The sequence below is a fragment of the Parafrankia sp. EAN1pec genome (genome assembly GCF_000018005.1).
Lineage (GTDB): Bacteria > Actinomycetota > Actinomycetes > Frankiales > Frankiaceae > Parafrankia > Parafrankia soli.
Map to the genome: position 1 here is coordinate 4,040,642 of NC_009921.1, position 21,174 is coordinate 4,061,815.

Here is a 21,174-nt window from a genome sequence, read left to right on the forward strand (position 1 = left end):
ACCCCAGCTCACGGGCCCAAGCCGACTTCTGGCACCCCACAGGCGTCGGATCGGGGCCCGTTTCGCGAGACGTGGGGCCTTGTCTGCGTGGCCAGAAGCGACGTATGCGCCCGTGGCGGCGATCCGGCGCCCCGCTCGAAAAGGCCCGGCCGCCACCGAATCATTCCGGATGCGGAGATCGGCTCTCTTCCCCGAACTCGCACCCGCGATCTGTCCAGCGAACCCGCCGAGCGTTGGCGTGGAGCCCTGTGGTGACCTCATGTCGTAGCACCAGCAATTCCAAGTCCTTGGCGGCCGACGAGCAGCTGAGTAGAACCAGCCAGCCACAGACCCGAACGAAGATCAGGTACAGCAGGCGCACGGACATAGTTGACCATCATGCGGCCGGCCCCGCGCCAGCGCATTGCCCCAGGTCACAGGCTCAAGCCGACTTCTGGCACCCCACAGGCTGGCCGAGCATCCCGGCGCGCAGGTGATCTGCCGGGACCGGGCCGGTGCCTACGCCGAGGGCGCCCGCACCGGTGCCCCGGACGCGGTGCAGGTGGCGGACCGCTTCCATCTGTGGAGCAATCTCGCCGGATACGTCGAGACGACGGTCGCCCGGCATCGTTCCTGCCTGGCGCAACCACCGGCCACTGACGAGGCTGCGGACGAGCCGCGTGCCGACCTTGATGGCGCGGTGGCCGCAGCGCGGGCAGCGTCCTTCGAACAGCGGGCGTTCGTGCGACACGCCCGCGAGCGGTACGCCGCCGTCCAGGAACTCAAAGCCGCAGGCGTGGGCATCAAACCGATCGCCGCCCGACTCGGCCTGGCCCGAGGAACGGTCCGCAAGTACTACCGTGCCACCAGCGTCGACGACGTCCTGGCCAAGGCCCGCGACGGCCGCGGCTCGATCCTGCGGCCGTGGGAGCCCTACCTCACCGAGCGGGTCAACGCCGGGATCACCAACGGCAGCCAGCTGTTCGGGGAGATCCGCGACCAGGGATACACCGGGAGCAAAGCCGTGGTCCTGACCTACCTGCGCCCCCTCCGCGCCGGCGGCAGTACAGCCGCTCCCGCGACGCGGACGGCGCCGAAGGTCCGCACCGTCACCCGCTGGATCCTCACGCACCCCGACCACCTGGATGAACAGGACACCCTCGCATTGCAGCAGGTCCTCACCCGCTGCCAGGACCTCCGGAAGACCGCCGACCATGTCACCGCGTTCGCGCAGATGCTCACCGGCCGCCACGGGGAGCGGCTCAACGGGTGGATCGCCGCCGTCGACGCCGATGACCTGTCCGATCTTCACCGCTTCACCCGCGGCCTCCTACGCGACCACGACGCCGTTCTCAACGGACTGACCCTGCCGCACAGCTCCGGACAGGTCGAAGGCACCGTGAACCGCATCAAAATGATCAAGCGGCAGATGTATGGCCGGGCGAACTTCGACCTGCTCCGCAAACGAGTTCTCCTCGCGACCTGACGGCGCCGGGTCCACCTCGATCACAAGATCAGGGACAGATCGTGTGAACATGAAAACGGAAGGTGAGTGCTATGTGATGGCTACCTTACTCTCCGAAATGCTGTGCGGGAGATGGAGGATGCGGCGCTCCTTCGTAGCGAGCACCGTGAGGCCCTTCGGAGTCGCCCTGCGGGGGGAGGCTCCAAACCACCCAGCGGTGCCTTAGCTGAAGACTGTGGTGTTGAACGGTCTGGGAAAAGTCCGGGTGAACCCGGGCAGGTGGGGATCGGGAAGATGAGCGAAAGGGTGCAAGCCTACTGCCGTCTGAAGCGTCGTAACTGATTTAGGTGACGTCGAAACCAGGGTCTGTTCTGCATCCTGGGACAAGCTCGGGGGATACCCGTTTACTGCCCGGGCGGCGTCCGGCGTAGAGGTGGCATCAGACCGATCTGCTGCTCTCGTACGGAACATGTGAACGCGCGCGGAGAAAGTGACGACGGCCGGGTTGGCCGGAGGCGAGAAGGGACGCGCCAAGCGGCGGAATCCGCAAGGTGCAGGTACCGGTTGCGAAGCGCGCGGGCGGACCTTCCCGAGTAGCTATGAAAACCGGCTTTTCGCGGTCGGGCTGGAGCCAAGGGGAAGGGCTGCGTGGAACACAAGTGCGCACAACCGGCTTAAGGGGAGGATGCGTGTGAGTGGACCAGCATCGCGGGGAAAGTCGTTTGAGATCCCCAAACAGCTGGTGTGGGATGCCTGGCTGAAAGTGAAGGAAAACGGTGGGGCACCGGGGCCCGACGGAGTGACGGTCGAGCAGTTCGAGGCGAACGTGAAGGATCGCCTGTACGTGCTGTGGAACCGCATGTCGTCGGGGTCGTACTTCCCCGGACCCGTCGGAGCGGTGGAGATCCCGAAGAAAGGTGTGAAAGGAGGAGCAAGAACCCTCGGCATTCCCAATGTAGTAGATCGCGTAGCGCAGACGGTGCTAAAGCTGGCTCTGGAGCCGAAGGTCGAGCCGGTGTTCCACCGGGACTCGTACGGCTACAGACCAGGCCGTTCGCAGCGCCAGGCGCTCGAGGTCTGCCGGAAGCGGTGCTGGTCGCACGACTGGGTCGTTGACTTGGACGTGCGGAAGTTCTTCGACACCGTGCCGTGGGAAAAGCTGCTGAAGGCGGTGGCGTACCACACGGACCAGAAATGGGTCCTGATGTACGTGGAACGCTGTCTGAAAGCGCCGACGAAGCATGCCGACGGAACCCTGCAAGAGAGAACCATGGGCACAGTCCAGGGTGGCCCATTCTCCCCGCTGGCGGCTAACATCTATCTGCACTGGGGCCTTGACGCCTGGATGGCGCGCGAGTTCCCGACCGTTCCATTCGAGCGGTGGGCGGACGATGTTGTGTTTCACTGTGTGAGCCTGGAACAGGCCAGGGAAGTGCGGGACGCGGTGGTGGCAAGGCTTGTCGAAGTCGGGTTGGAAGCTCACCCCGACAAGACCCGGATCGTGTACTGCAAGGACAGCAACCGAGGTGGCGACTATGAAAACACGTCGTTCACGTTCCTGTCGTATACCTTCAGGCCACGAGTGGCATGGAACGGCACCCAGAAGAAACGCTTCACCAGCTTCATCCCGGGTGCCGCGCCGGATCGGGTGGCCTCGTTCAGCCGCGAAATGCGCGACCTGAGGCTGCACAGGCGAACGAACCTGACACTGGATCAACTCGCCGCGGACATCAACCCGAAAGTGGCGGGTTGGCTAGAATATTTCACCATGTTCTACCCGAGCGTGGTGCTACCCATCGGCACGCGCATTGACAGCCATCTCGTGCGCTGGGCGAGGAAGAAGTACAAACGGCTGACACGAAGTGAGCGTAGGGCGTGGGCATGGCTCAAGGGAGTCCGGGAACGGTCCCCTGACCTGTTTGCGCACTGGGCGTTGCGGTACTGACCGCCCCGCAGGGCGGTGCGGACGCCGGGGGCTGCGGCCAACCTCCATGGGATGAGCCACAGCCAGCGGCGACTAAGCGAGCACCGTCCGTGATGCGCAGCAAGAGCCGGATGAGCCGAGAGGTTCACGTCCGGATCTGTGGGCGCCCGGGGGTGAAACTCCCCCGGGCGACCCGACCAGTTTTCCGGAGGCTGCGACAGACGTCGAAGGTGGGCAACAGCTGCAGCTCGATGTCGGATCACCCTGTGGGGCTCCGAAATCCGGGTTTCGGCGTGTGAGCTGGCCTTTTACGGTTACTGTGATCGTCCGGGGATCTCATCAGGCGGCGTTGCGGTACTCGTTGATCAGCCCGCCGAGGATGCGGGTGCGACGGACGGTGGAATCCGAGGTCGGGGTGACCATGGGCGGCGGGTCGGGTGGGTGCTGGCCGAGGGAGCGGTGGGGTCGGTGGGTGTTGAAATGCTCGGCGTAGCTGCCGAGGACTGACGTCAGGTGCCGTTCGGAGACGATCAATAATCTGTCGGTGCATTCCCGGCGGGCGGTGCCGACCCAGCGTTCCGCGATCGCGTTCGCCGTCGGGGCTTGCGGTGGTGTGCGTACCACGTCGATGCCGGCACCAGCGAAGACAGCGTCGAAGGAAGCCGTGAACTTCGTGTCGCGGTCACGGATCAGGAATCGGAAGCGGTGGCTGCGCTCGTCGAGATCCATCAGCAGGTTCCGTGCCCGCTGGGTGACCCACGCCGAGGTCGGGTGCTTCGTGGCCCCGAGGACGTGAACACGGCGGGTGGCGTGTTCGACGACGAAGAACACGTAGATCCGCTGGAGGAACACGGTGTCCACCGTGAAGAAGTCGCAGGCCAGCAGGCCAGAGGCCTGGGCGCGCAGGAACGTACGCCAAGAGGTGTCGGCCCGCCGGGGCGCGGGGTCGATGCCGGCGCGGTGCAGGATCCGCCAGACGGTGGCGACCCCGACCGGGTAGCCCAGCCCGACGAGTTCGCCTTGGATCCGGCGGTGGCCCCAGGTCGGATTTTCCTGCGCGAGGCGCAGGACCAGCTCGCGGATCTCCCTGCGGACCGGCGGCCGCCCGGGTGTCTTGCGGGGATAGGTCCATTTTCGTGCGAGGAATTCCCGGTGCCAGCGCAACACGGTGGCCGGGGTGACGAAGAACGAACCCCAGCGAGCCCGGGGCAGCAGCCGGGACAGCGCCGCGAGGATCACCCGATCCGCCGGTTCCAGCGTCGGACGGTTCACCTGCCGTCGTAACACCGCCACCTGATGTCGTAGGACGAGGAGCTCGACGTCTTTCGCGGTGTCGCCGCGCACGTGGAGCAACATCAGTCCGAGAGCGTTGCGTGTCAGGGCGTAGAGCAGCGACCACACCATGACCATCCAGCCTGCCCGACACAGGCCCAGTCCGGCAGGCAAACGCGCAGGTCACCGCCCAAATCGGGGTTCTGGAGCCCCACAGGCCGCCCGTGCCGTTCTGACCGGCCAGGCCACCGCGACCGCGAAGTCCGGCGATGGACCGGTGGAGATGGCCCGGATGTTCCGGCTGGCCAAGGCCTCCGCGGTCAAAGCACGCACCCAGGCGATCAACCAGCTCAAAGCAGTCCTGGTCCGCACCGAACCTGGCCTGCGGGAATCCCTCGCCGGGCTGGGCCGCACCACACTCGTGCGTCGATGCGCCGCGCTCGACGAGGTCGAGCCGACCGACACAGTTACCGCCGCACGTTACACGTTGCGCCAGCTCGCGACCCGGATCGTGGCGCTCACCGCCGAGATCGAGGACCTCAACCGCCGGTTGGCTGCCGTGCTCAACCGCCACGCACCCGCCCTGCTCGCCAGGGTCGGGGTCGGACCGGACACCGCCGCGGCGCTGCTCATCGTCGCCGGCGACAACCCGCGACGGCTGACCAGCGACCGATCCTTCGCGGCACTGCGCGGTGTGAGTCCGATCGAGGCCTCGTCCGGGAAGACCCGCCGACACCACCTCAATCGCGGCGGCGACCGCCAGGCCAACTCCGCGCTGCACCGAGCATTTTCAATCTCGCTTTGACTGAATCGTCCGCGAATTCCATGCGGAATGTTTGACGGATTCGCTGGAAGATCGCCCGGCGGGGGGTGTTGTGCGAAGCCTGTTGAAGTAGCGGCGAGAAATAGAGAAGTCCCCGGTAGATCACAGGGTGTCTACCCCACTGTGCCCTGACCGAGGACTTCCGTTGCTAACCTACCCGGGCGCCATCGCCCTGTCCGAGTCGACCCTGAACTTCTTCGCCACCCTGCTGGCCGACGACCGCGCCCAGCGGCAGACCTGGGGCAAACTGCCGCCACGCGACCAGGCACTCCTCGTGCTCGCGCACCTACGCAACGGCGACACCTACGAGCAACTCGCCGAAGGCTTCCAGGTCGGCGTCGGCACCGTCTACAACTACGTCCACGAGGCCGTCGAACTGCTCGCCACCCGCGGCCACAGCCTGCTCGCAGCGGTCTGGATGTTCGCGTGGACCCAGAGCAACTTCCTCATCCTCGACGGCACCGTCGTGCGCACCAACCGTGTCCGCGCACACAACCGGCTGTACTACTCGGACAAACACAAGTACCACGGGATCAACCTGCAGGGCCTCATGGACCCCTACGGCAGGATGATCTGGATCTCCGAGGGGCTACCCGGCTCGATCCACGACCTCAAGGCCACCCGGATGCACGACATCCTCTACGTGATCAACAGCCCGGAGACCATCCATCTCTTCGCCGACAAGGGGTACGTCGGCGGCGAGAGCGACCACCTCCTCGTCCCCTACAAGAAGCCCGCGAACGGCGAGCTCTCCGACAGACTCAAGGAGATCAACCGCACCCACGCCGCCACCCGCGCACCAGGCGAGCGCGGGTTCGCGGTACTGAAGAACTGGCGGATCCTCAACCGCTTCCGCAGCTGCCCACGCCGCGTCGGCAAGTTCGCCCAAGCCGTCCTCGTCCTTGAACAGGAAGGAATCTAGGAAAAGCCACTTTGAAAATGCTCACCGCATCGTCATCACCCGGCTGCGCTGCGACCCCCGCACCCGCGCCTACCAGCAACGACGCCTCGCCGAAGGCAAAACCCCTCGCGAGATCGTCCGCTGCCTCAAGCGCTACATCGCCCGCGAAATCTACAACGCCATCCCGCACACCAGCCCACCGGCCACCGCGGCTACTTGACAATACAGGGGCGTCAGTGCCGCTGCTCTGCCAGCTCACGGTCCGCCGCTGAGAACGTAGGGCGCGACCCGATCGTCGTCAGTGCGCAGGTATACAACCATGGCACATGGAAGAGGTGGGTTTCCTGCCCGGGCTTGCTCCGACAGCGGATTTGCGTAAATTGACCACCCGAGAGCGCCGACCCCGTTGCGGCCGACCTTCCGTATGGTGCCCTTCTCAAGCGCTCCTGCCTCGGCCCACGTGACCGGATTGCCTGGTCCGGTGTAATCGCGGTCGCAATATGTCACCCTGTTCGGCAGGCTGGAGGACCACGGCCAAGCATGGAAAGTCGCGCGGTACCAACCGGCGAAGATCACGGCGCTGACCAGCAGCACGACCAGGGACACCGATAAAATGCGGATGACCGAACGACGCGCTGGGCGTCCTCGCAATCGGCCGAGAGTGAGCCGGGTGGCGATCGGTTCGGACACAGGGCGACTCCTAAGGACACATGGCTTCCACCAGCTACTAAGTGTAGCTTGATTCGTAGCTGTATGTGGCACTTCGGGCGATTTACCGATCTGCGCTGAACACGGTCTTCCAGCGGATCAACAGCCTCCTGCGCTGGATCCGAGAGAAATATCTTCGGTTACGGAACGTGTCCATTTGCCGGCGTGACCCGTGTCGATCTGTCTTCAGGCTGCGGCGGGCGGGGCGGGTGGCCCGGGATTGCCGGTCAGGGCGTGGGATGGCGTCGCGGGCACGGATGCCGTGGTCGCGGGCGAGACCGGGTAGGAGCGGACGCGGCAATGGGCGCCCAGGGTTGCTTGGCCGTGCCAGTAGCCGGAGACGACCTGGTGGGTTTCGGTCCCCTCAGCACCCGTTTCGCGGGGTTGTTCGTCCAGGTAACGGCGAGGTTCCTGGGGAACGGCCAGACCTGGTCGGCCTTGTCCTCGAGTCGTCAGGCGGGTTTGCGACCGGGATGGTTGCCGTCGTGCTACTCGCGACAGCGGTTGGTGATCCGGCCCACTCGACGTCCTTGTCGTAGCGGGCGCGAAGGGCTGCGAGCAGGTCCGGGTCGAGAGGCTGATCCTAGCCGTCGGCGGTCGTGGGCCCAGCGCTGCTCGTCATGGTGGAGATCCCAGACCGCCCTGGAGACGTCTGATCATGTGGGCGAGGCACTGCTGGACGCCTTGGAGGTGGCCGTCGAATTATGCCAGCCGGTGAAGTTGTTGAGCACCCCCGGGTCCTTGAGCGCATTTGCTGAGCGGAGTAGACCGGGGCTTACCAGACCAGGACCGGGCCTTGGGTGCGCACCGTGACCATATGCGGGCTGCCCGCCAGCTGGGCGCCGTCGGCGTCCTTATGTCACAGGTTGACCGGGGTCTCGTCCGCGCACGGTACCGGTTTGGCCCCAGCGCGGTCTTCGTCGCCGCGTCGAACCCGGCGGCGGTTAGTCACTCGGCGAGGCGGGCGTTCACGCAGGCGATCAACCCGGACAACACCGCCACCGCCGCCAGCCCGTCGAGCAGCAGCGTGGCGTGCTCGACGGCCACGTTGCCTTCCGAGACCAGCAGCACCGCCGCGCTGTTCAGGTTCGGCCCGTAGGTCACACATCTCGGCCGGGCGAACGGCAAACCGACGCGGCGGGGTGTAGTTCTGCATGCTAGTGCGGCGTAAACAAATGCTCGTTCCAGTGCCACTGTTAGGCTGGAAAAAGTGTGGGTAAATTGGACACATGATCCTGACTGATAATCAACGCGATATTCTCGCGTCCTTGGCTGGAGGCGGTGGGTACGACGTACGACAGGTCTGCGGCTGCCCGCGCCCGTATGGTGCTATGGCGGGACGAAGGATTCTCAGTGCGGGAAATAGCCGAGAAGGCGGGCGCGTCGAAGCCTACCGTGCGGCTGTGGCTGTCGCGCTATGACGAGGAGGGGCCGGACGGCTTGGTGAGCCGGGTGTCCCCGGGGCGGCCACGGGAGGTCCCGGGTCGGGTACGGGCGCGGATCCTGGCGTTGACCAGGACCACCCCTCCGCCGGAGACCGGACTGAGCCACTGGACGAGCACCGAGATGGCGCGGTACCTGAAGCGCCGCGAAGGAGTGTCGGTCTCGCACACCTTCGTGGCCCAGTTGTGGCGGGAGAACAATCTCCAGCCGCACCGGCACCGAGTCTTCAAGCTCTCGGCGGACCCGGATTTCGAGGCCAAGGTGAAGGACGCCGTCGGCCTCTACCTCGATCCCCCCGAGGGCGCCGAGGTGCTGTCGATCGACGAAAAGCCTGGGGTGCAGGCACTCGACCGGACGCAGCCACCGCGGCCGGTCGCCTCCGGCCGGGTCGCCACCCGCACGCACGACTACCAGCGGAAGGGCACGACCGACCTGTTCGCCGCCCTCGACGTCGGGACGGGGCGGGTCACCGCCAGGTGCTTCCCCAGCCACACCAGGGCCGATTTCCTCACGTTCATGGACCCTCGACTTTCGCACTTTCCTTGATTGCCGGTAGTGGTGTGTCGAGGTTAATTGAGTTCGCTCTTTGAACGAAGGAGAATCCGTGGGCGGTGTCCGAGCGTGGCACCGTGCGGCGCGTCGAAAAGGGAAGGAAACGGCCCGACGGGCTGGTAGCGGGAGCATCGGCGTTTCCTGACCAACTCGAAAGAGTGGACGCCGATGCTCCCGGACTTCACCTTACCTTCTTCTCTCGCGGTCCTTCTCGCGGGTTTCCGGCCGTGTTTCACCGCGCCGACGTTCGAGGTGTTCCGCGCCCTGGTCGGCGGCACGCTCGCCCAGACCGGCCGGCGCACGGTCTGCGGGATGCTCGTAGGCGCGGGGCTCTCACGGGTGTGGCCGCACGACCGGGCGCACCGGTTCTTCTCCGCCGCCCGCTGGTGCCCGGACCAGGTCGGCCTGGCACTGGCCCGCCTGGTCGTGCGCCTGCTCGTCGGCGACGGCCAGCCGGTCCTCGTCGCGGTCGACGACACCCGCCAGGGTCCACCGCTGATCGGTCCAGCCATACACCCCCGGCCCCCGACGCAGGATCGCCTCCAACCGGGCCAGATCCCGATCATCCAACCGGCACGAGGACACCGGACCGGTTGACCGCAACGCCGCCGCACCCCCCGATTCCCACACCCGATACCAGCAGCCCGCTGTTTTCGGGGTCACCTTGAATTCCCGCGCCACCTCCGTCCGTGTCGCTCCCGCGGCGAACCTGTCCGCCGCAGCCATCCGGACCCGTTCCCGTTCCACCTGCTCGGCGGGCGTCAACCCGCCACCCGTCGCATACCTCATGCCGATAGATGTACCCACACACCACAAGCCATCACCAGCAGCATTAACCCCGCACATTAACCATCAGTACTCATGCCTGATATATGTAGTTGATCCTGGGTGGCGGGCCGAAGAAGGAGACGACTGAGGTCAGCCGCACCTCCAGCGTAAACCGAACGATCTCGATCCCGCCAAGCACCGCTTGGCCGGACCGGTCGCGCAGCGCCCAATCGTAGCGGGCGACGTCGTGATGAGCGTCCACGCCCGAGATGCGTGCCGGCAAGTACCCGGGGTAAGCGGCCCTCAGTTCGCTGATCAGCTCGGCGAGGGCTTGGACGCCGCTGGCGCGCCTCAACGGGTTCGCATAGGCGACGTCCGGCGCGCAGACTGCGGCGAGAATCCCGACGCGCTGCTGGGTGCTCGTTGCGGCCCACGCGTCGTATACGCGGTCCGCGGCGGTGGCGACCGCCTGGACTGCCTCAGGGGTGAGCCCGGCACCGACGGTGCTGGTCTCCTGACGGGTCACTGATCCGTTGTTCATCGTCGGCTCTCGAACATCCCGGCAGCCTTGGCGCGCTGCAACTTCCCGGACGGTGTCTTGGGGATGCTGCCGGGCGGCAGAACATGAACTTGGACCGGTCGGACCCCGACTGCGGCCAGCACAGCGGCAGTCACCCTGGCGCGGATCGTGGCCTCTTCGTGGCCGCCTCGGGTCTCGACGGCGACGGCCATCCCTTCGGCGGCGCCGGAGTCACGGGCGGTGGGGTAGGCGACGACATTGCCTGGCCGAACCCCAGGAACCCGGGCGGCGGCCTCCTCGACTTCCTCGGGATGCAGATTCCTTCCACCAATGATGATCAGATCCTTGGCGCGCCCGCAGACTACGAGCTCGCCATCGACGAGATACCCCAGATCCCCGGTCGCCAGCCAGCCGTCCGCCACGTGCCTGACCCCACTGGCCTCGCTTGCCTCACCAGCCCCGCTGCACCGATCGAGCTCGGCGTCGCTGCCTTCGAGGTATCCGGAGGTCACGGACTCCCCGGAGATGTAAATCTCACCGACAGATCGTTCCGGGCACGGCTGCCCGGACTCCGGGTCGACGAGCCGGACCTTTAGACCGGGCAGCGGTGGGCCGAGCCGGACCAGCCGACGCACCGGAGCACCAGGGACGGTGACGGGAACGGCGACCCGCCGCTGAGTAAAGACGTCGGCGTCGATCTCGTCGAACCGCAGCCCCGGCGTGGGAGGCATCGCGGCCGCCAGGGTCGCCTCCGCCAGACCGTAGGCGGGCAGGAAAGCGCTCCGGTCCAAGCCGTGCGGGGCCGCGGCGTCGAGGAATCGTTCGATGGCCGCGGGCTCGATCGGCTCACCGCCGCACAGTGCGACCTTGATCGAGGACAGATCCAGCCGCGGGCCGACCGCCAGCAACCGTCCCGCCATTGCGTAGGCGGACGCCGGGCCCAGTAGGATCGTCGCCCGGTACCGAGCCGCATTGGCCAGCCACGACGACGGGGAGGCCAGATAGTCCGCAGGCGTACCGAACAGCACGTCGCAACGCCCGCACGTCAGCTGCACGGCGAGCGCGCCAATCAGGCCCATGTCGTGGGACAGCGGCAGCCAGCTCAGCAGCCGGCCGTGGACCTCGTCATGACGGATCCGTTCTCGGATCGCCGCGATGTTCGCCACCAGGTTTCCATGACTGATCAGGACACTTTTCGGAGCCGCGGTCGTACCGCTGGTGAACTGCACGATCGCGGGGTCGTCAGGAGTGATTTCGGGTCTCTTCCACGCGCCGGCCGATTCCGCAGCCACCGCATCGGTGAGACGGTCGACCCGGACCCCGTCGGTGGCTAGCGTCTCCCCAAGTTCCTCGTAGGGTGCACCGAGCAGGACGAGCGGGTCACCGAGCGCGGCGATGCGCTTGCCGGTCTGATCCACGTAGGTCGGCAGGTCGACGGTGCGCGCCGGTGTTGGGGCGCAAGTCACACTGCCTCCGGCCATCCAGACCGCCACCACTGCGGTGACCATCGCCTTTGACGGCGTCGCCAACACCACCACACGGGAACTCGGTCCAATCCCACGCGCAGCCTGCAACCACGCGGCGACCCGCTCCGCCTGAACGAAGAAATCAGACCAGCTCAAACCGTCCTCCGCGTCCGGGTCCAGAAAGACGACCCGCCCGCCCTGAAGCCGAGCCCGATCAATCCCCTCGAGTAGATTCATCATTGAAAATTTGCCTCCTCCAACATTACAGCGGCCCGTTCAGTCCTAGCGGGCGGCCACCAGGAACAGGGCAGAAAACAGCGACTACAGCGCGCGAGAAGGCCAGCAGCGGCTGTACTGAAACACCTCTCCAGGCAGCTTTCGCGCACCTGACGACACATAAGGAAATCCCTATAAAAGTTATCCGGCCGAACCGCTGATCGCGTAACTCTTCCTACCGATTCCCGCCAGCGGCGGCCGCAAATGCGGAGGTATCATGGTTGATCGCTACAGGCACCCTGGCAGAGCTGGCCGCAAGCTCGTAGACGCCGTAGGAAGTGGCTTTCCCGTGCGCTAGTGTCTCGTGAGAGCTGATACTTTACGTTACGCCAAGTTGATTCAAATCAATCCCGACACCGTGGACTTTACGTGTCCGCAGATCGGGTGTGCCATACGAGTATGGAACTAACAGCAGATCAGTGCGCAGAATTAAATATTTTCGCGAAAAACTACGATACGCCAGCGCCGGTGGCGACGCGGGCCCGGATCGTGTTGTGGCAGACGGAGGGCCGACAGAAGAAAGAGATTGCCGCGCTGGCCGGGGTGTCCCGACCGACAGTGGACCTATGGATTTCCCGTTACCGGAAAGACGGGATTGATGGATTGTTCGACCGGCCTCGTGGTGCCCCGCGAGAACAGGTGCCGGCGATGGTGCGGGGCCGGATACTCGCCCTGACCAGGAAGAGTCCGCCGGCGGAGACCGGCTTGTCGCATTGGTCGAGCCGACAGATGACCACGTTCATCAAGCGCACCACGGGCGCGTCGGTCTCGCACTTCTATGTGGCGAAGCTGTGGCGGGACCACGGGTTGAAGCCGTACCAGCAGGGCACCTTCAAGATCAGTAAGGATCCGCGCTTCGCGGAGAAGATCGCCGATATCGTCGGCCTCTACCTCGAATCGCCTGGAGGTGCGGTCGTGCTCAGCGTAGACGAAAAAGATCAGATCCAGGCGTTGGACCGCACCCAGCCGCTGCTGCCGATCACGTTCGGCGCCCGCGAGAAGCGCACCCACGACTACGTCCGCAACGGCACGACCAACCTGTTCGCCGCGTTGAACGTGGGGACCGGCGAGGTGTACGGCGAATGCCGGCCGGCTCGTGACGGTGCACACTTTCTCGCCTTTCTGAAGAACGCTGTCGAGCCCCATGCCGGCAGGGAGGTCCACATCGTGCTGGACAACCTCGGCATTCACACGACACCGGACGTCCGGTCCTGGCTTACGCAGAACCCGCATGTCCACTTCCACTTCACCCCGATCGGCTCGTCCTGGATCAACCAGATCGAGACGTGGTTCGGTATCATCACCCGCCAGTCGATCCGCCGCGGCACCTTCTCCTCCGTCCAGATCCTCATCAACCAGATCCGCGACTACATCGCTCATTGGAACAGCAACCCCGAGCCGTTCGTCTGGACCGCGACCGCGGACGAAATCCTGGCCAAAGTCCGCCTCGTTCAGGTGAGCGTCAAGAAGCTGGTCGGCAACAACAGCAAGTAAAGGAAACGGAATCATGGGACACTAGCCCCGTCTTCCGCACATGGGCCCGTGACCTGCGGCAATACATTGATTGATTAACATGTTCGGGTCGCTGACTTGCGACGATGCGCTCATGCACGGAGAACAGGGCTAGCGGAGGGAAGTCGTGGTGGTTGACCTGCTCCGGCTCACTGGTGCAGCGCCACTCCTGGCCAGGATGCCCGAAGCGCCCAATTCCTTCCTCTCCTTTCATCGTCACGCCCCTGATCACCGGGTCACCGGCGGCGAGGAACCCGGCCGCAGCGGCATTACGGTACCGGAACTGGGCATCGCGGTCCGGCTGCCGTGTCCCTTCCAAGGTCATACGGCTCGCCTGCGGACTGTAACCCCGATTCCCGACGGATCTGTGCGACCACAGAATGGCTCACCGTGTGCCCCATCTGGGTCAACTCCCCCGCCGGTGCCGCGTCGACTTCGTTTCCGCGACATCCGCCCGCCCACCCGGCCCCCACCGACGGACCGCGCCTCTCCGGATCAGCCGGCCCGGCATCCAACTCGGAAAGACTGGTTAGGAACAAGAGGCAACCCCAGCCCACTGAACATGTATTTCAGGGCCACTACGATACCTCGACCTGCGGGTCGGCCGGCAATTTTATCTCAATTGCACCCCTCCATAGGAGGAGAGAATTCTACTTCAAGACCGAATCTCGATCGAGAGACAGGATATATTCATCCCAGTATCGTCCATCATAGTAAGTGTAATCTTTGAGGCATCCTTCTACTTCAAAATACTTTCCTCGGCCACTCTTGATCAAATCATAATTGTAGGCCGGAATCTCCATGTAGAGCTTTCTGAATGTCCAAACACGAAAAACGTAACGTAGAAACATGTCGAAGGCCTCGATCGGGAGACCTGTATGCATCAGTCCTTGAATGAAGACGGCTCCCACATATCCAGTACCTCGAGAGGGGTCCGCATTGTAGAGCTGAACCAGGCCCACAGGCTGCGAGTTGACCTCGTTGAAGACAACGAACTGGGCGAAGATCCCTTGCCAAAGTCCAGCCTTAAAAACCTCCGGGCTCGGCACAGCACCCCTGTAGCGCCATCTGAAGCCGATCTCCTCCGATGCCGCCAGGTGATAGAGGAAAGGTATCGTCTCCGGAGTTACCGGCCTCATTGAGAAGTATTCATTGCGCATTGTCGGTGGCCGCACGTCCGCGAGAGAGAACCCAGCCGCTTGCGGATTCGCCGGCCGAGCCGGCTGGTGTTCCGAATCGCAGACAGAGTCAAGAAGCCTCTCGATATCTCCGACGGTGTCCAGCTCCGAGCCGGGATCTATAGCGTCATCGACGCCCCGCTCAGCCAACCATGCCCGCAGCTCGACCCACTGCAAAGAGTCAATGCCAAGTTCATCACTTAGTTTAGAATCCGGTCTTATAGAAGAGGTTTCAAGATTGAAACCATCTTTCAGAAGGTGCATAACGTCAGCTCTTATATCCATGTCGAATACCAAATCCTTACGAAGTGCCTACCGTCTCGCGAGCCGATACTTGACGATGCGTTAGGTTGATTTAAATCGATCTCGATGTCACGGGTTTTGCGTGCCCGCGGTTCGGGTGTTCCATACGAGTATGGAACTAACAACGGAACGGTGCGCAATGAGTATTTTCATGAGAAACTACTGTATGCCGTGGTGAACGCGAGCCCGGCTCGTGTTGGTGGCAGGCGGAGGGCCGATAGAAGAAGGAGATCGTCGCGTTGTTCGGATTATCCCGACCGACAGTGGGCCTATGGCTTTCCCGTTAACAGAAATGGGATTGATGGGTTGTTCGACCGGCCTCATGATGCCCCGCAAGAACAGGTGCCAGCGATGGTGCGGGCCGGATACTTGCTCTGACCAGGAAGGAAGAGACAGCCGACGGAGACTGGCTTGTCGCGCCGACAGATGGCCACGCAGGAGGTCGCCGGTGAATATTGGCGCGCCGTAGCCGACGCCGCAGGAGGCGTGGGTGCGGGTACTGTGCAGGGACGTCCATATCGTGCTGCACAACTTCGAGCCGGCTGGTAATGGCGACCCGTCCGGCCGTCGTCGCGGCTGCTCCCACTCTCCCCGCCATCACGCGGCTCAGGCTGCCGCCAGCTTCACCATCCTGCTACGCCAGGGCAGCGACGAAGGTCCTCCACCTCCATCCAGAAAAAGACACGGCGCCTCGTCCCGCACAAAGCCCAGGTAGAGGCCCCCGACCGCACCGCCCCGATACTGCCACTGATGCCGGGCACACCCGAGCGGATGACCCGCGGCTACGCCCGTGACTGCACGACCAGCCTGTTCGCGGTGCTGGACCCTACGCCTGGGCCGGTGACCGCCCAGTCGTACCGGCGACACCGACACCAGAAGCTCCTCCGCCTCCTGAAACTGACCGATTCCCGGTCCGGTCCCGACGGGCTACGACCTGCATCTGATCCTGGATAAAACTACGCCACCCGCAAGACCCCCGGCAATAAAGACCTGGCTGACCCGCAACCCGCCATTCCGCCTGTGCTTCACCCCCACCTCGGCATCGTGGATCAACCTCGTCGAACGCTGGTTCGCCGAGCTGACCAACCGGAAACTGCGCCGAGCGGCCAACCTCGCAGTCGTCCCGCTCAAAGCCGACAGCCGCACGTGGATCAACCCCTGGAACAAGAACCCCAGGCGGTTCATCTGAACCGAGACCGACGACGAAACCCTCGCCATCTACTGCCAGAGAACGTACGGCTCAGGACACTAGTAACTACTAGTTGGTCTGCTTCACAGAGCATTCAACGTAGCCCGTCACAGTAGAAGCGGACCTGAGGGCACCCAGTGACTTCGGTGTTCTGACCTAGACAACAGCTTGGGTCAGAATACCGAAGTCTCGAGCATCGCCAGTTCTGTTTTCGTTACACCCACAGATCTGCGACTACTCTGGTCATGTGGAGTTGGGCCACGGGCAGCGCGCCGAACTGTCTGCACTAGTGATCAACAGGAACGTGCCGGTGAACGTGGAAAGCCGGGCACGGGTGGTGCTGCGGCACGCCGGAAAAACTAGGCCGGCGACAGGCCATAAATTTTATTCTAAAACTCCATATCCGCGCATCGAAAGGCGCCGCGACTGGGGTTTAAGGCCCACTTCCCGGCGCGAAGGTCCAGGTGAACTTAGATACTCGCCAAACTTCATCTGCGTCTAGCGTCAGGGCCGCGTCAAACAGGATGATACTGCTGGGCGTCGCGGCCACCAGGTGGGTGTTGTGTTGAATCTGCGCGTACTGCGCCCAGACGCGCGCGCTTCCTTTGATCTCGAGTGTGGAGCGATCGATCTCTGCAACGGTGTCGTATTTGAATGAGTCGGCGCCGCCGCCCAGAGTAAGGACCTCCCCCGCGGTCATACCTTCTGCCCAGTTGGTAAGAATCTCCTTCTGGGTCAAAAACTCTGCGCCTGTATAGACAGCCTCAAGTTGTGCTGAACCACTGCTAATCATACTCCGGCTGACGTCCGCCGTCGGCCGGAATATCGATGCGTCGGCAACATCAAGCGTGGCCTTCATTTCCTTTGACATCTGTGGTTTCGCGCCGGGAGGAACCAGCATAGTCTGCTGGAGTGTGATCGCCCTCGACAGGGTGGATTCGGCAGCCGATACGTCCTGCGTACTCGGACCAAGGTCCTGCGTACTCGGGCTAGCAGAGGCCGCGGCACCTAAAGAAAACGCGGCGGTTTCCCCGGATGTTGTCAGGAGAGTCGCGGCAGTAATGGCGCCTGCTGTCAAGATGCCGATGGATAGGCTAGAAATCAGCGGCCATGATCGCCGTTTCACAGTCGACCTTTCTGGTGATAACGCCGAACTCGATATTCCTTCACGACGACTCCTTGCCCGGTAGCTGTCCGCCGTATCAACCCTGGATGCTAGTTAATGTGGTACTCTTTTGTGACCGTCGTCGATGCCCTCGGGTTATACGGCCAGAGATGCCAAATCGCTTTCCCGCGATTGGTGGTGTGCGTATCGACCAAGTTTCCGATCCAACCTGATTCGGGATCGGGATCGGTGCCTTGACCCACTTGAATCGCCACGTGATCATATAGTTGTGGATTCATGGCATTATCCCAATTGTAGAAAACTACGTCGCCTGTGACGATATTGCCAGGTGTGTACGGAATTTTGTTCTGCGTACCCGCCCCCTGGGAAGCGGTCCCACCATTATGCGAGTCGAGATACACACGGAGATCATCCGATGAGCTCCACGAGATGGATCGGCCGTTGCCAGCGTGCGGCGTATAGGCGAGATCGCCCCACCACACATTATTGCCACTACTGCCACCATAACCAGTCATTGGAAAACCGCCGGCATACAGTGCCTGCGATACAAAATTCGTGCAATCATTTTGAAAATGAACCCACGCGATATTGTCATTTATGGCATATTGGCCGGCATAATCTGCTGCGGCTTGACCGTTGTACGCAAGAGCAGGTGTCGCGACGGCCGCGACCGATCCACCGACGCCTATCGCGGCGCCGCGAAGGATATTTCTTCGCCATGACATGGTCAGCTTTCCCCCTTTTCGCACATACGCACATGAGCCCAGCTCAAGTGCAATTAACGAATAGCCATCGCATACACATACTGCAATCGATGACCGAAGACTTCCAGTCCGGACGCGACCGATCCTTGACCCAAGGGCGTGCTTTAAGCTTGCAAGCTCACTGCCAGCGTTTGGAACATTAGCGCACTCTATGTCCGCACGCAAGGTGGCGGTCTTGCCTAGTCCGGACACAGTCGATCGAGTCCTAGTCGGATCTGAACGACACGGACGGCTCTCTGTGACATAGAGTTGCGACTCGCGATTAGCCACAAGCGCGTACCGCCAAGCACTTTCGAGACGTTGTATCTGCAGAAGCGCACGTCCGGGCAGGTTGGGGGGCATATTTATACTCGCGCAGGACGCTGCCGAGCTGATCGCGTCGACGGATGTCGATACGATGAATCGTCACTTAAGGTGACAGTGGCTGATCTTTAAGGTGTGGAGTTATGTTGATCAGGGGTCTTCGAGAAATAGTCAAGACTTGTGGACGTTGATCGTTAGGCTGCTTGGTTGACGGGTGTGGTGGTGGGTCGTTCGACGAGCTGGCCTGCTTCGAAGACGGCGCCGGCGCGGACAAGGGCGACGAGGTGGGGTGCGTTGACCGCCCGCCAGCGGGCCTGGGCGGCCTCGATGAGTTTGAACGCCATGGCCAGCCCGGCGGCCAATACCAGGAACTTAGCATCTGATCGTGTAGGTTCGGTGGGTGCCGAGACGCGGTCAGGTCAAGGAGAAGCCCGAGGACCGGTTGGTGGACCGGGTCGGGTTGGGGGTGCTGGCGGCGCAGTTCCCGGACGCGCTGGTCGACCGGGTGGTCGCTGAGACCGGGCGGCGTGAGCGGCGGACGCGGGACCTGCCGGCGGCGTTGACCCTGCGGTATGTGGTGGCGTTGGCGTTGTTCCCGTCGGACGGCTACGACGAGGTGATGCGGCAGGTGAAGGTCGCCGACGACTGGCTGTCGGACAAGGCCGGCCCGGTGAAGGTGCCCGCGACCACGGCGATCACGAAGGCGCGGGACCGGCTCGGGGTGGAGCCGGTGAAGCTGCTGTTCGAGCGCACGGCGGTGCCGATGGCCCTGCCCCGGCGGACGGTGGGGGCGTTCTACCGGGGCTGGCGGGTGTGCACGGTCGACGGGACGACGCTGCTGGTCCCGGACACCGACGAGAACGCCGCCGCGTTCGGTAAGCCCGGCAACGACCAGGGCGAGGGCGCGTTGCCGCAGGTCCGGGTGCTCGGGCTGGTCGAGTGCGGCACCCGGGCGCTGCTGGGCGCCGGGTTCGGCGGGACCGGGGGGTCCAAGGCTGCCAGCGAGCAGGCCCTGTTCCCCGACCTGCTCGGCGCGTTGCGCCCGGGCATGCTGGTGCTGGCCGACCGGAACTTCCTCGGCTTCGAGTTGTTCGCCAAGGCCGCCGCGACCGGCGCGGACCTGCTGTGGCGGGCCAAGTCCGACCGGCGCCTGCCCATCGACACCGAGCTCGCCGACGGCTCTTACCTGTCCCACCTCGTCGAACCCGGCACCCGAGACAAAGGCCGGAAAATCACGGTACGGGTCGTCGAGTACACCCTCGACCGCGACCCCGACAGCCCCCTGCCCGCGGGCAAGAAGGAGACCTACCGGCTGGTCACCACAATCCTCGATCCCGACGCCGCGCCCGCCACCGACCTGGCCGCGCTCTACAGCGACCGGTGGGAAGTCGAGACCCTCCTCGACGAAATCAAGGTCCACCAGCAGGACGGCCGGCTGGTGCTGCGGTCCCGGGCCCCCGACCGGGTCGAGCAGGAGGTCTGGGGCGTCCTGCTGCTGCACCGGGCGTTACGGAAACTGATCCACGACACCGCGCTGGTCGAAGGGATCGACCCCGACCGGCTCTCCTTCACCCACACCGTGACGATCGTCCGCCGCCAGGTTGTGCGCCGGGCGATTTTCCCCCCTCCGCCGGACGGCCCGGATCCTGGCCGCGGTGACCACTGAGATCGCCGAACACGTCCTCCCGAAACGCCTCCGCTCCAATCCCCGGGTCGTCCGGCGGACCAAGCGCACCCCGTTCCCCGCCAAGAAGCCGATCGACAAGCACCTCACGGGACTGCCACCCACGGTCGCCACAATCCTGATCCGAACCTAAAGTTCCTGGTATTGGGTGCGGGGTCGACACCGGCGCGGTGCAGGATCCGCCAGACGGTGGCGACCCCGACCGTGTAACCCAGCCCGACGAGCTCGCCCTGGATCCTGCGGTGGCCCCAGGTCGGGTTCTCCCGTGCGAGGCGCAGGACCAGATCGCGGATCTCCCGGCGGACCGGTGGCCGTCCGGGCGACTTCCGCGGATAGGTCCATTTCCTGGCGAGGAGGTCACGGTGCCAGCGCAACACGGTGGCCGGGGTGACGAAGAAGACGTCCCAGCGGGCTCGGGGTAGCAGCCGGGAAAGCGCCGTGAGGATCACCCGATCCTTCGGTTCCAGCGTCGGACGGTTCACCTGCCATCGTAACACCGCCACCTGATGTCGCAGGACGAGGAGCTCGACGTCCTTCGCAGTGTCCCCGCGTACCCGGAGCAGCATCAGGCCGAGAGCGTTGCGTGTCAGGGCGTAGAGCAGCGACCACACCATGGCCATCCAGCCTGCCCGATGTGGGCCCCGTCCGGCAGGCAAACGTGCAGGTCACCATCCAAACCGGGGTTCTGGAGCCCCACAAGGTCCATCGTCCGGCGACCTTCACATACGTTTCGTCGACGAACCAACGATCACCCGGTGTGTGCCGGCATGGCCGGGCCGCGTCGATCAGCAGCGGGGTGAACCGGCGCACCCACCGGTAGACCGTGACGTGATCAACCTCGAGGCCGCGTTCGGCGAGGAGAGTTCCTCGACGTCGCGGTACGACAGGGCGTACCGCAGGTACCAGCGGACTGCCAGGATGATCATCTGGGGTGGGAACCGGAACCCGGCGAACTCCGATGTCGGAACCGGTGGACGGACACGACGTCTACGCATCATTCGATCATGACCGGTCGGGA

General features: G+C 64.0%; 15 protein-coding genes and 5 pseudogenes. 9 read left to right on the plus strand and 11 right to left on the minus strand.

The annotated features are described in order from the left end of the window. The first annotated feature begins 472 nt into the window (after positions 1–472). Positions 473–1,465 (plus strand): transposase, encoded by a 993-nt coding sequence (locus FRANEAN1_RS16530; protein ID WP_347177169.1) that lies wholly within the window; start codon positions 473–475, stop codon positions 1,463–1,465. 670 nt (positions 1,466–2,135) lie between these two features. Next, positions 2,136–3,389 carry a group II intron reverse transcriptase/maturase gene (gene ltrA, locus FRANEAN1_RS16535; protein WP_020460956.1) on the plus strand — a complete coding sequence of 418 codons (1,254 nt, stop codon included), beginning with the start codon at positions 2,136–2,138 and terminating at the stop codon, positions 3,387–3,389. 318 nt (positions 3,390–3,707) lie between these two features. Here the strand turns inward: ltrA and FRANEAN1_RS16540 are convergent, their stop codons facing one another. Continuing rightward, positions 3,708–4,778, minus strand: coding sequence for an integrase core domain-containing protein (locus tag FRANEAN1_RS16540; RefSeq protein WP_083788266.1), 1,071 nt, complete (start codon positions 4,776–4,778; stop codon positions 3,708–3,710). A gap of 145 nt (positions 4,779–4,923) precedes the next feature. Here FRANEAN1_RS16540 and FRANEAN1_RS16545 point away from each other — a divergent pair, with 145 nt between their 5' ends. The 3 genes and pseudogenes from FRANEAN1_RS16545 to FRANEAN1_RS43505 all read left to right on the plus strand — a co-directional run. Continuing rightward, positions 4,924–5,445, plus strand: a complete 522-nt coding sequence (locus tag FRANEAN1_RS16545) for a transposase (protein WP_198145528.1) — start codon at positions 4,924–4,926, stop codon at positions 5,443–5,445. 163 nt (positions 5,446–5,608) lie between these two features. Beyond that, positions 5,609–6,385 carry an IS5/IS1182 family transposase gene (locus FRANEAN1_RS16550; RefSeq protein WP_020460959.1) on the plus strand — a complete coding sequence of 259 codons (777 nt, stop codon included), beginning with the start codon at positions 5,609–5,611 and terminating at the stop codon, positions 6,383–6,385. Positions 6,386–6,446: 61 nt separating this feature from the next. After that, positions 6,447–6,584: pseudogene (locus tag FRANEAN1_RS43505) on the plus strand (IS110 family transposase); the annotation flags it as partial. A 1,436-nt stretch (positions 6,585–8,020) separates the two neighbouring features. Here the strand turns inward: FRANEAN1_RS43505 and FRANEAN1_RS41125 are convergent. Then, positions 8,021–8,176 (minus strand): hypothetical protein, encoded by a 156-nt coding sequence (locus FRANEAN1_RS41125; protein WP_157472669.1) that lies wholly within the window; start codon positions 8,174–8,176, stop codon positions 8,021–8,023. A 249-nt stretch (positions 8,177–8,425) separates the two neighbouring features. Between FRANEAN1_RS41125 and FRANEAN1_RS16555 the strand changes: the two genes are divergently transcribed. Continuing rightward, positions 8,426–9,061, plus strand: a complete 636-nt coding sequence (locus tag FRANEAN1_RS16555; protein ID WP_020460962.1) for an IS630 family transposase — start codon at positions 8,426–8,428, stop codon at positions 9,059–9,061. 174 nt (positions 9,062–9,235) lie between these two features. Further along, complete coding sequence (locus tag FRANEAN1_RS16560) at positions 9,236–9,664, plus strand: transposase (protein WP_020460963.1); 429 nt, start codon at positions 9,236–9,238, stop codon at positions 9,662–9,664. Between the two features lie 15 nt (positions 9,665–9,679). Here FRANEAN1_RS16560 and FRANEAN1_RS43510 read toward each other — a convergent pair. From FRANEAN1_RS43510 to FRANEAN1_RS16570, 3 genes and pseudogenes are all read right to left on the minus strand, one after another. Next, positions 9,680–9,913, minus strand: a pseudogene (locus FRANEAN1_RS43510) (helix-turn-helix domain-containing protein); the annotation flags it as partial. A gap of 13 nt (positions 9,914–9,926) precedes the next feature. After that, positions 9,927–10,361, minus strand: coding sequence for a nuclear transport factor 2 family protein (locus tag FRANEAN1_RS16565; protein ID WP_347177170.1), 435 nt, complete (start codon positions 10,359–10,361; stop codon positions 9,927–9,929). Between the two features lie 11 nt (positions 10,362–10,372). After that, entirely contained in the window at positions 10,373–12,061 is a 1,689-nt protein-coding gene (locus FRANEAN1_RS16570) for a fatty acyl-AMP ligase (RefSeq protein WP_020460965.1), read from the minus strand. 435 nt (positions 12,062–12,496) lie between these two features. Between FRANEAN1_RS16570 and FRANEAN1_RS16575 the strand changes: the two genes are divergently transcribed. Beyond that, a complete protein-coding gene (locus tag FRANEAN1_RS16575; RefSeq protein WP_020460966.1) occupies positions 12,497–13,591 on the plus strand; it encodes an IS630 family transposase in 1,095 nt (364 codons plus the stop codon). 668 nt (positions 13,592–14,259) lie between these two features. On the opposite strand, the gene FRANEAN1_RS41135 is transcribed toward FRANEAN1_RS16575, so the two are convergent. The 4 genes and pseudogenes from FRANEAN1_RS41135 to FRANEAN1_RS41145 all read right to left on the minus strand — a co-directional run. Beyond that, positions 14,260–15,072: a phosphopantetheine-binding protein gene (locus FRANEAN1_RS41135; RefSeq protein ID WP_157472671.1), complete on the minus strand. Its 813-nt coding sequence runs from the start codon at positions 15,070–15,072 to the stop codon at positions 14,260–14,262. A 1,640-nt stretch (positions 15,073–16,712) separates the two neighbouring features. Next, positions 16,713–17,405, minus strand: a complete 693-nt coding sequence (locus FRANEAN1_RS41140) for a hypothetical protein (protein WP_020460969.1) — start codon at positions 17,403–17,405, stop codon at positions 16,713–16,715. A gap of 89 nt (positions 17,406–17,494) precedes the next feature. Beyond that, positions 17,495–18,130 (minus strand): amidase domain-containing protein, encoded by a 636-nt coding sequence (locus FRANEAN1_RS42210; RefSeq protein WP_198145529.1) that lies wholly within the window; start codon positions 18,128–18,130, stop codon positions 17,495–17,497. A 536-nt stretch (positions 18,131–18,666) separates the two neighbouring features. Continuing rightward, a pseudogene (locus FRANEAN1_RS41145) lies at positions 18,667–18,831 on the minus strand (IS256 family transposase); the annotation flags it as partial. A gap of 41 nt (positions 18,832–18,872) precedes the next feature. Between FRANEAN1_RS41145 and FRANEAN1_RS16590 the strand changes: the two are divergent. Then, a complete protein-coding gene (locus FRANEAN1_RS16590) occupies positions 18,873–20,138 on the plus strand; it encodes an IS4-like element ISFsp6 family transposase (RefSeq protein ID WP_020460972.1) in 1,266 nt (421 codons plus the stop codon). A 164-nt stretch (positions 20,139–20,302) separates the two neighbouring features. Here the strand turns inward: FRANEAN1_RS16590 and FRANEAN1_RS16595 are convergent. Then, a pseudogene (locus tag FRANEAN1_RS16595) lies at positions 20,303–20,812 on the minus strand (helix-turn-helix domain-containing protein); the annotation flags it as partial. A 151-nt stretch (positions 20,813–20,963) separates the two neighbouring features. Then, positions 20,964–21,082 (minus strand): annotated as a pseudogene (locus FRANEAN1_RS43515) (IS6 family transposase); the annotation flags it as partial. Positions 21,083–21,174 lie beyond the last annotated feature (92 nt).

Bases quoted from the DNA above. Each gene is read 5' to 3' on its own strand.
- FRANEAN1_RS16545 (WP_198145528.1), top strand. From the start codon at position 4,924: ATGGCCCGGATGTTCCGGCTGGCCAAGGCCTCCGCGGTCAAAGCACGC.
- FRANEAN1_RS16570 (WP_020460965.1), bottom strand. From the start codon at position 12,061: ATGATGAATCTACTCGAGGGGATTGATCGGGCTCGGCTTCAGGGCGGG.
- FRANEAN1_RS16540 (WP_083788266.1), bottom strand. From the start codon at position 4,778: ATGGTCATGGTGTGGTCGCTGCTCTACGCCCTGACACGCAACGCTCTC.
- FRANEAN1_RS16560 (WP_020460963.1), top strand. From the start codon at position 9,236: ATGCTCCCGGACTTCACCTTACCTTCTTCTCTCGCGGTCCTTCTCGCG.
- FRANEAN1_RS41135 (WP_157472671.1), bottom strand. From the start codon at position 15,072: ATGGATATAAGAGCTGACGTTATGCACCTTCTGAAAGATGGTTTCAAT.
- FRANEAN1_RS16575 (WP_020460966.1), top strand. From the start codon at position 12,497: ATGGAACTAACAGCAGATCAGTGCGCAGAATTAAATATTTTCGCGAAA.
- FRANEAN1_RS42210 (WP_198145529.1), bottom strand. From the start codon at position 18,130: ATGTCATGGCGAAGAAATATCCTTCGCGGCGCCGCGATAGGCGTCGGT.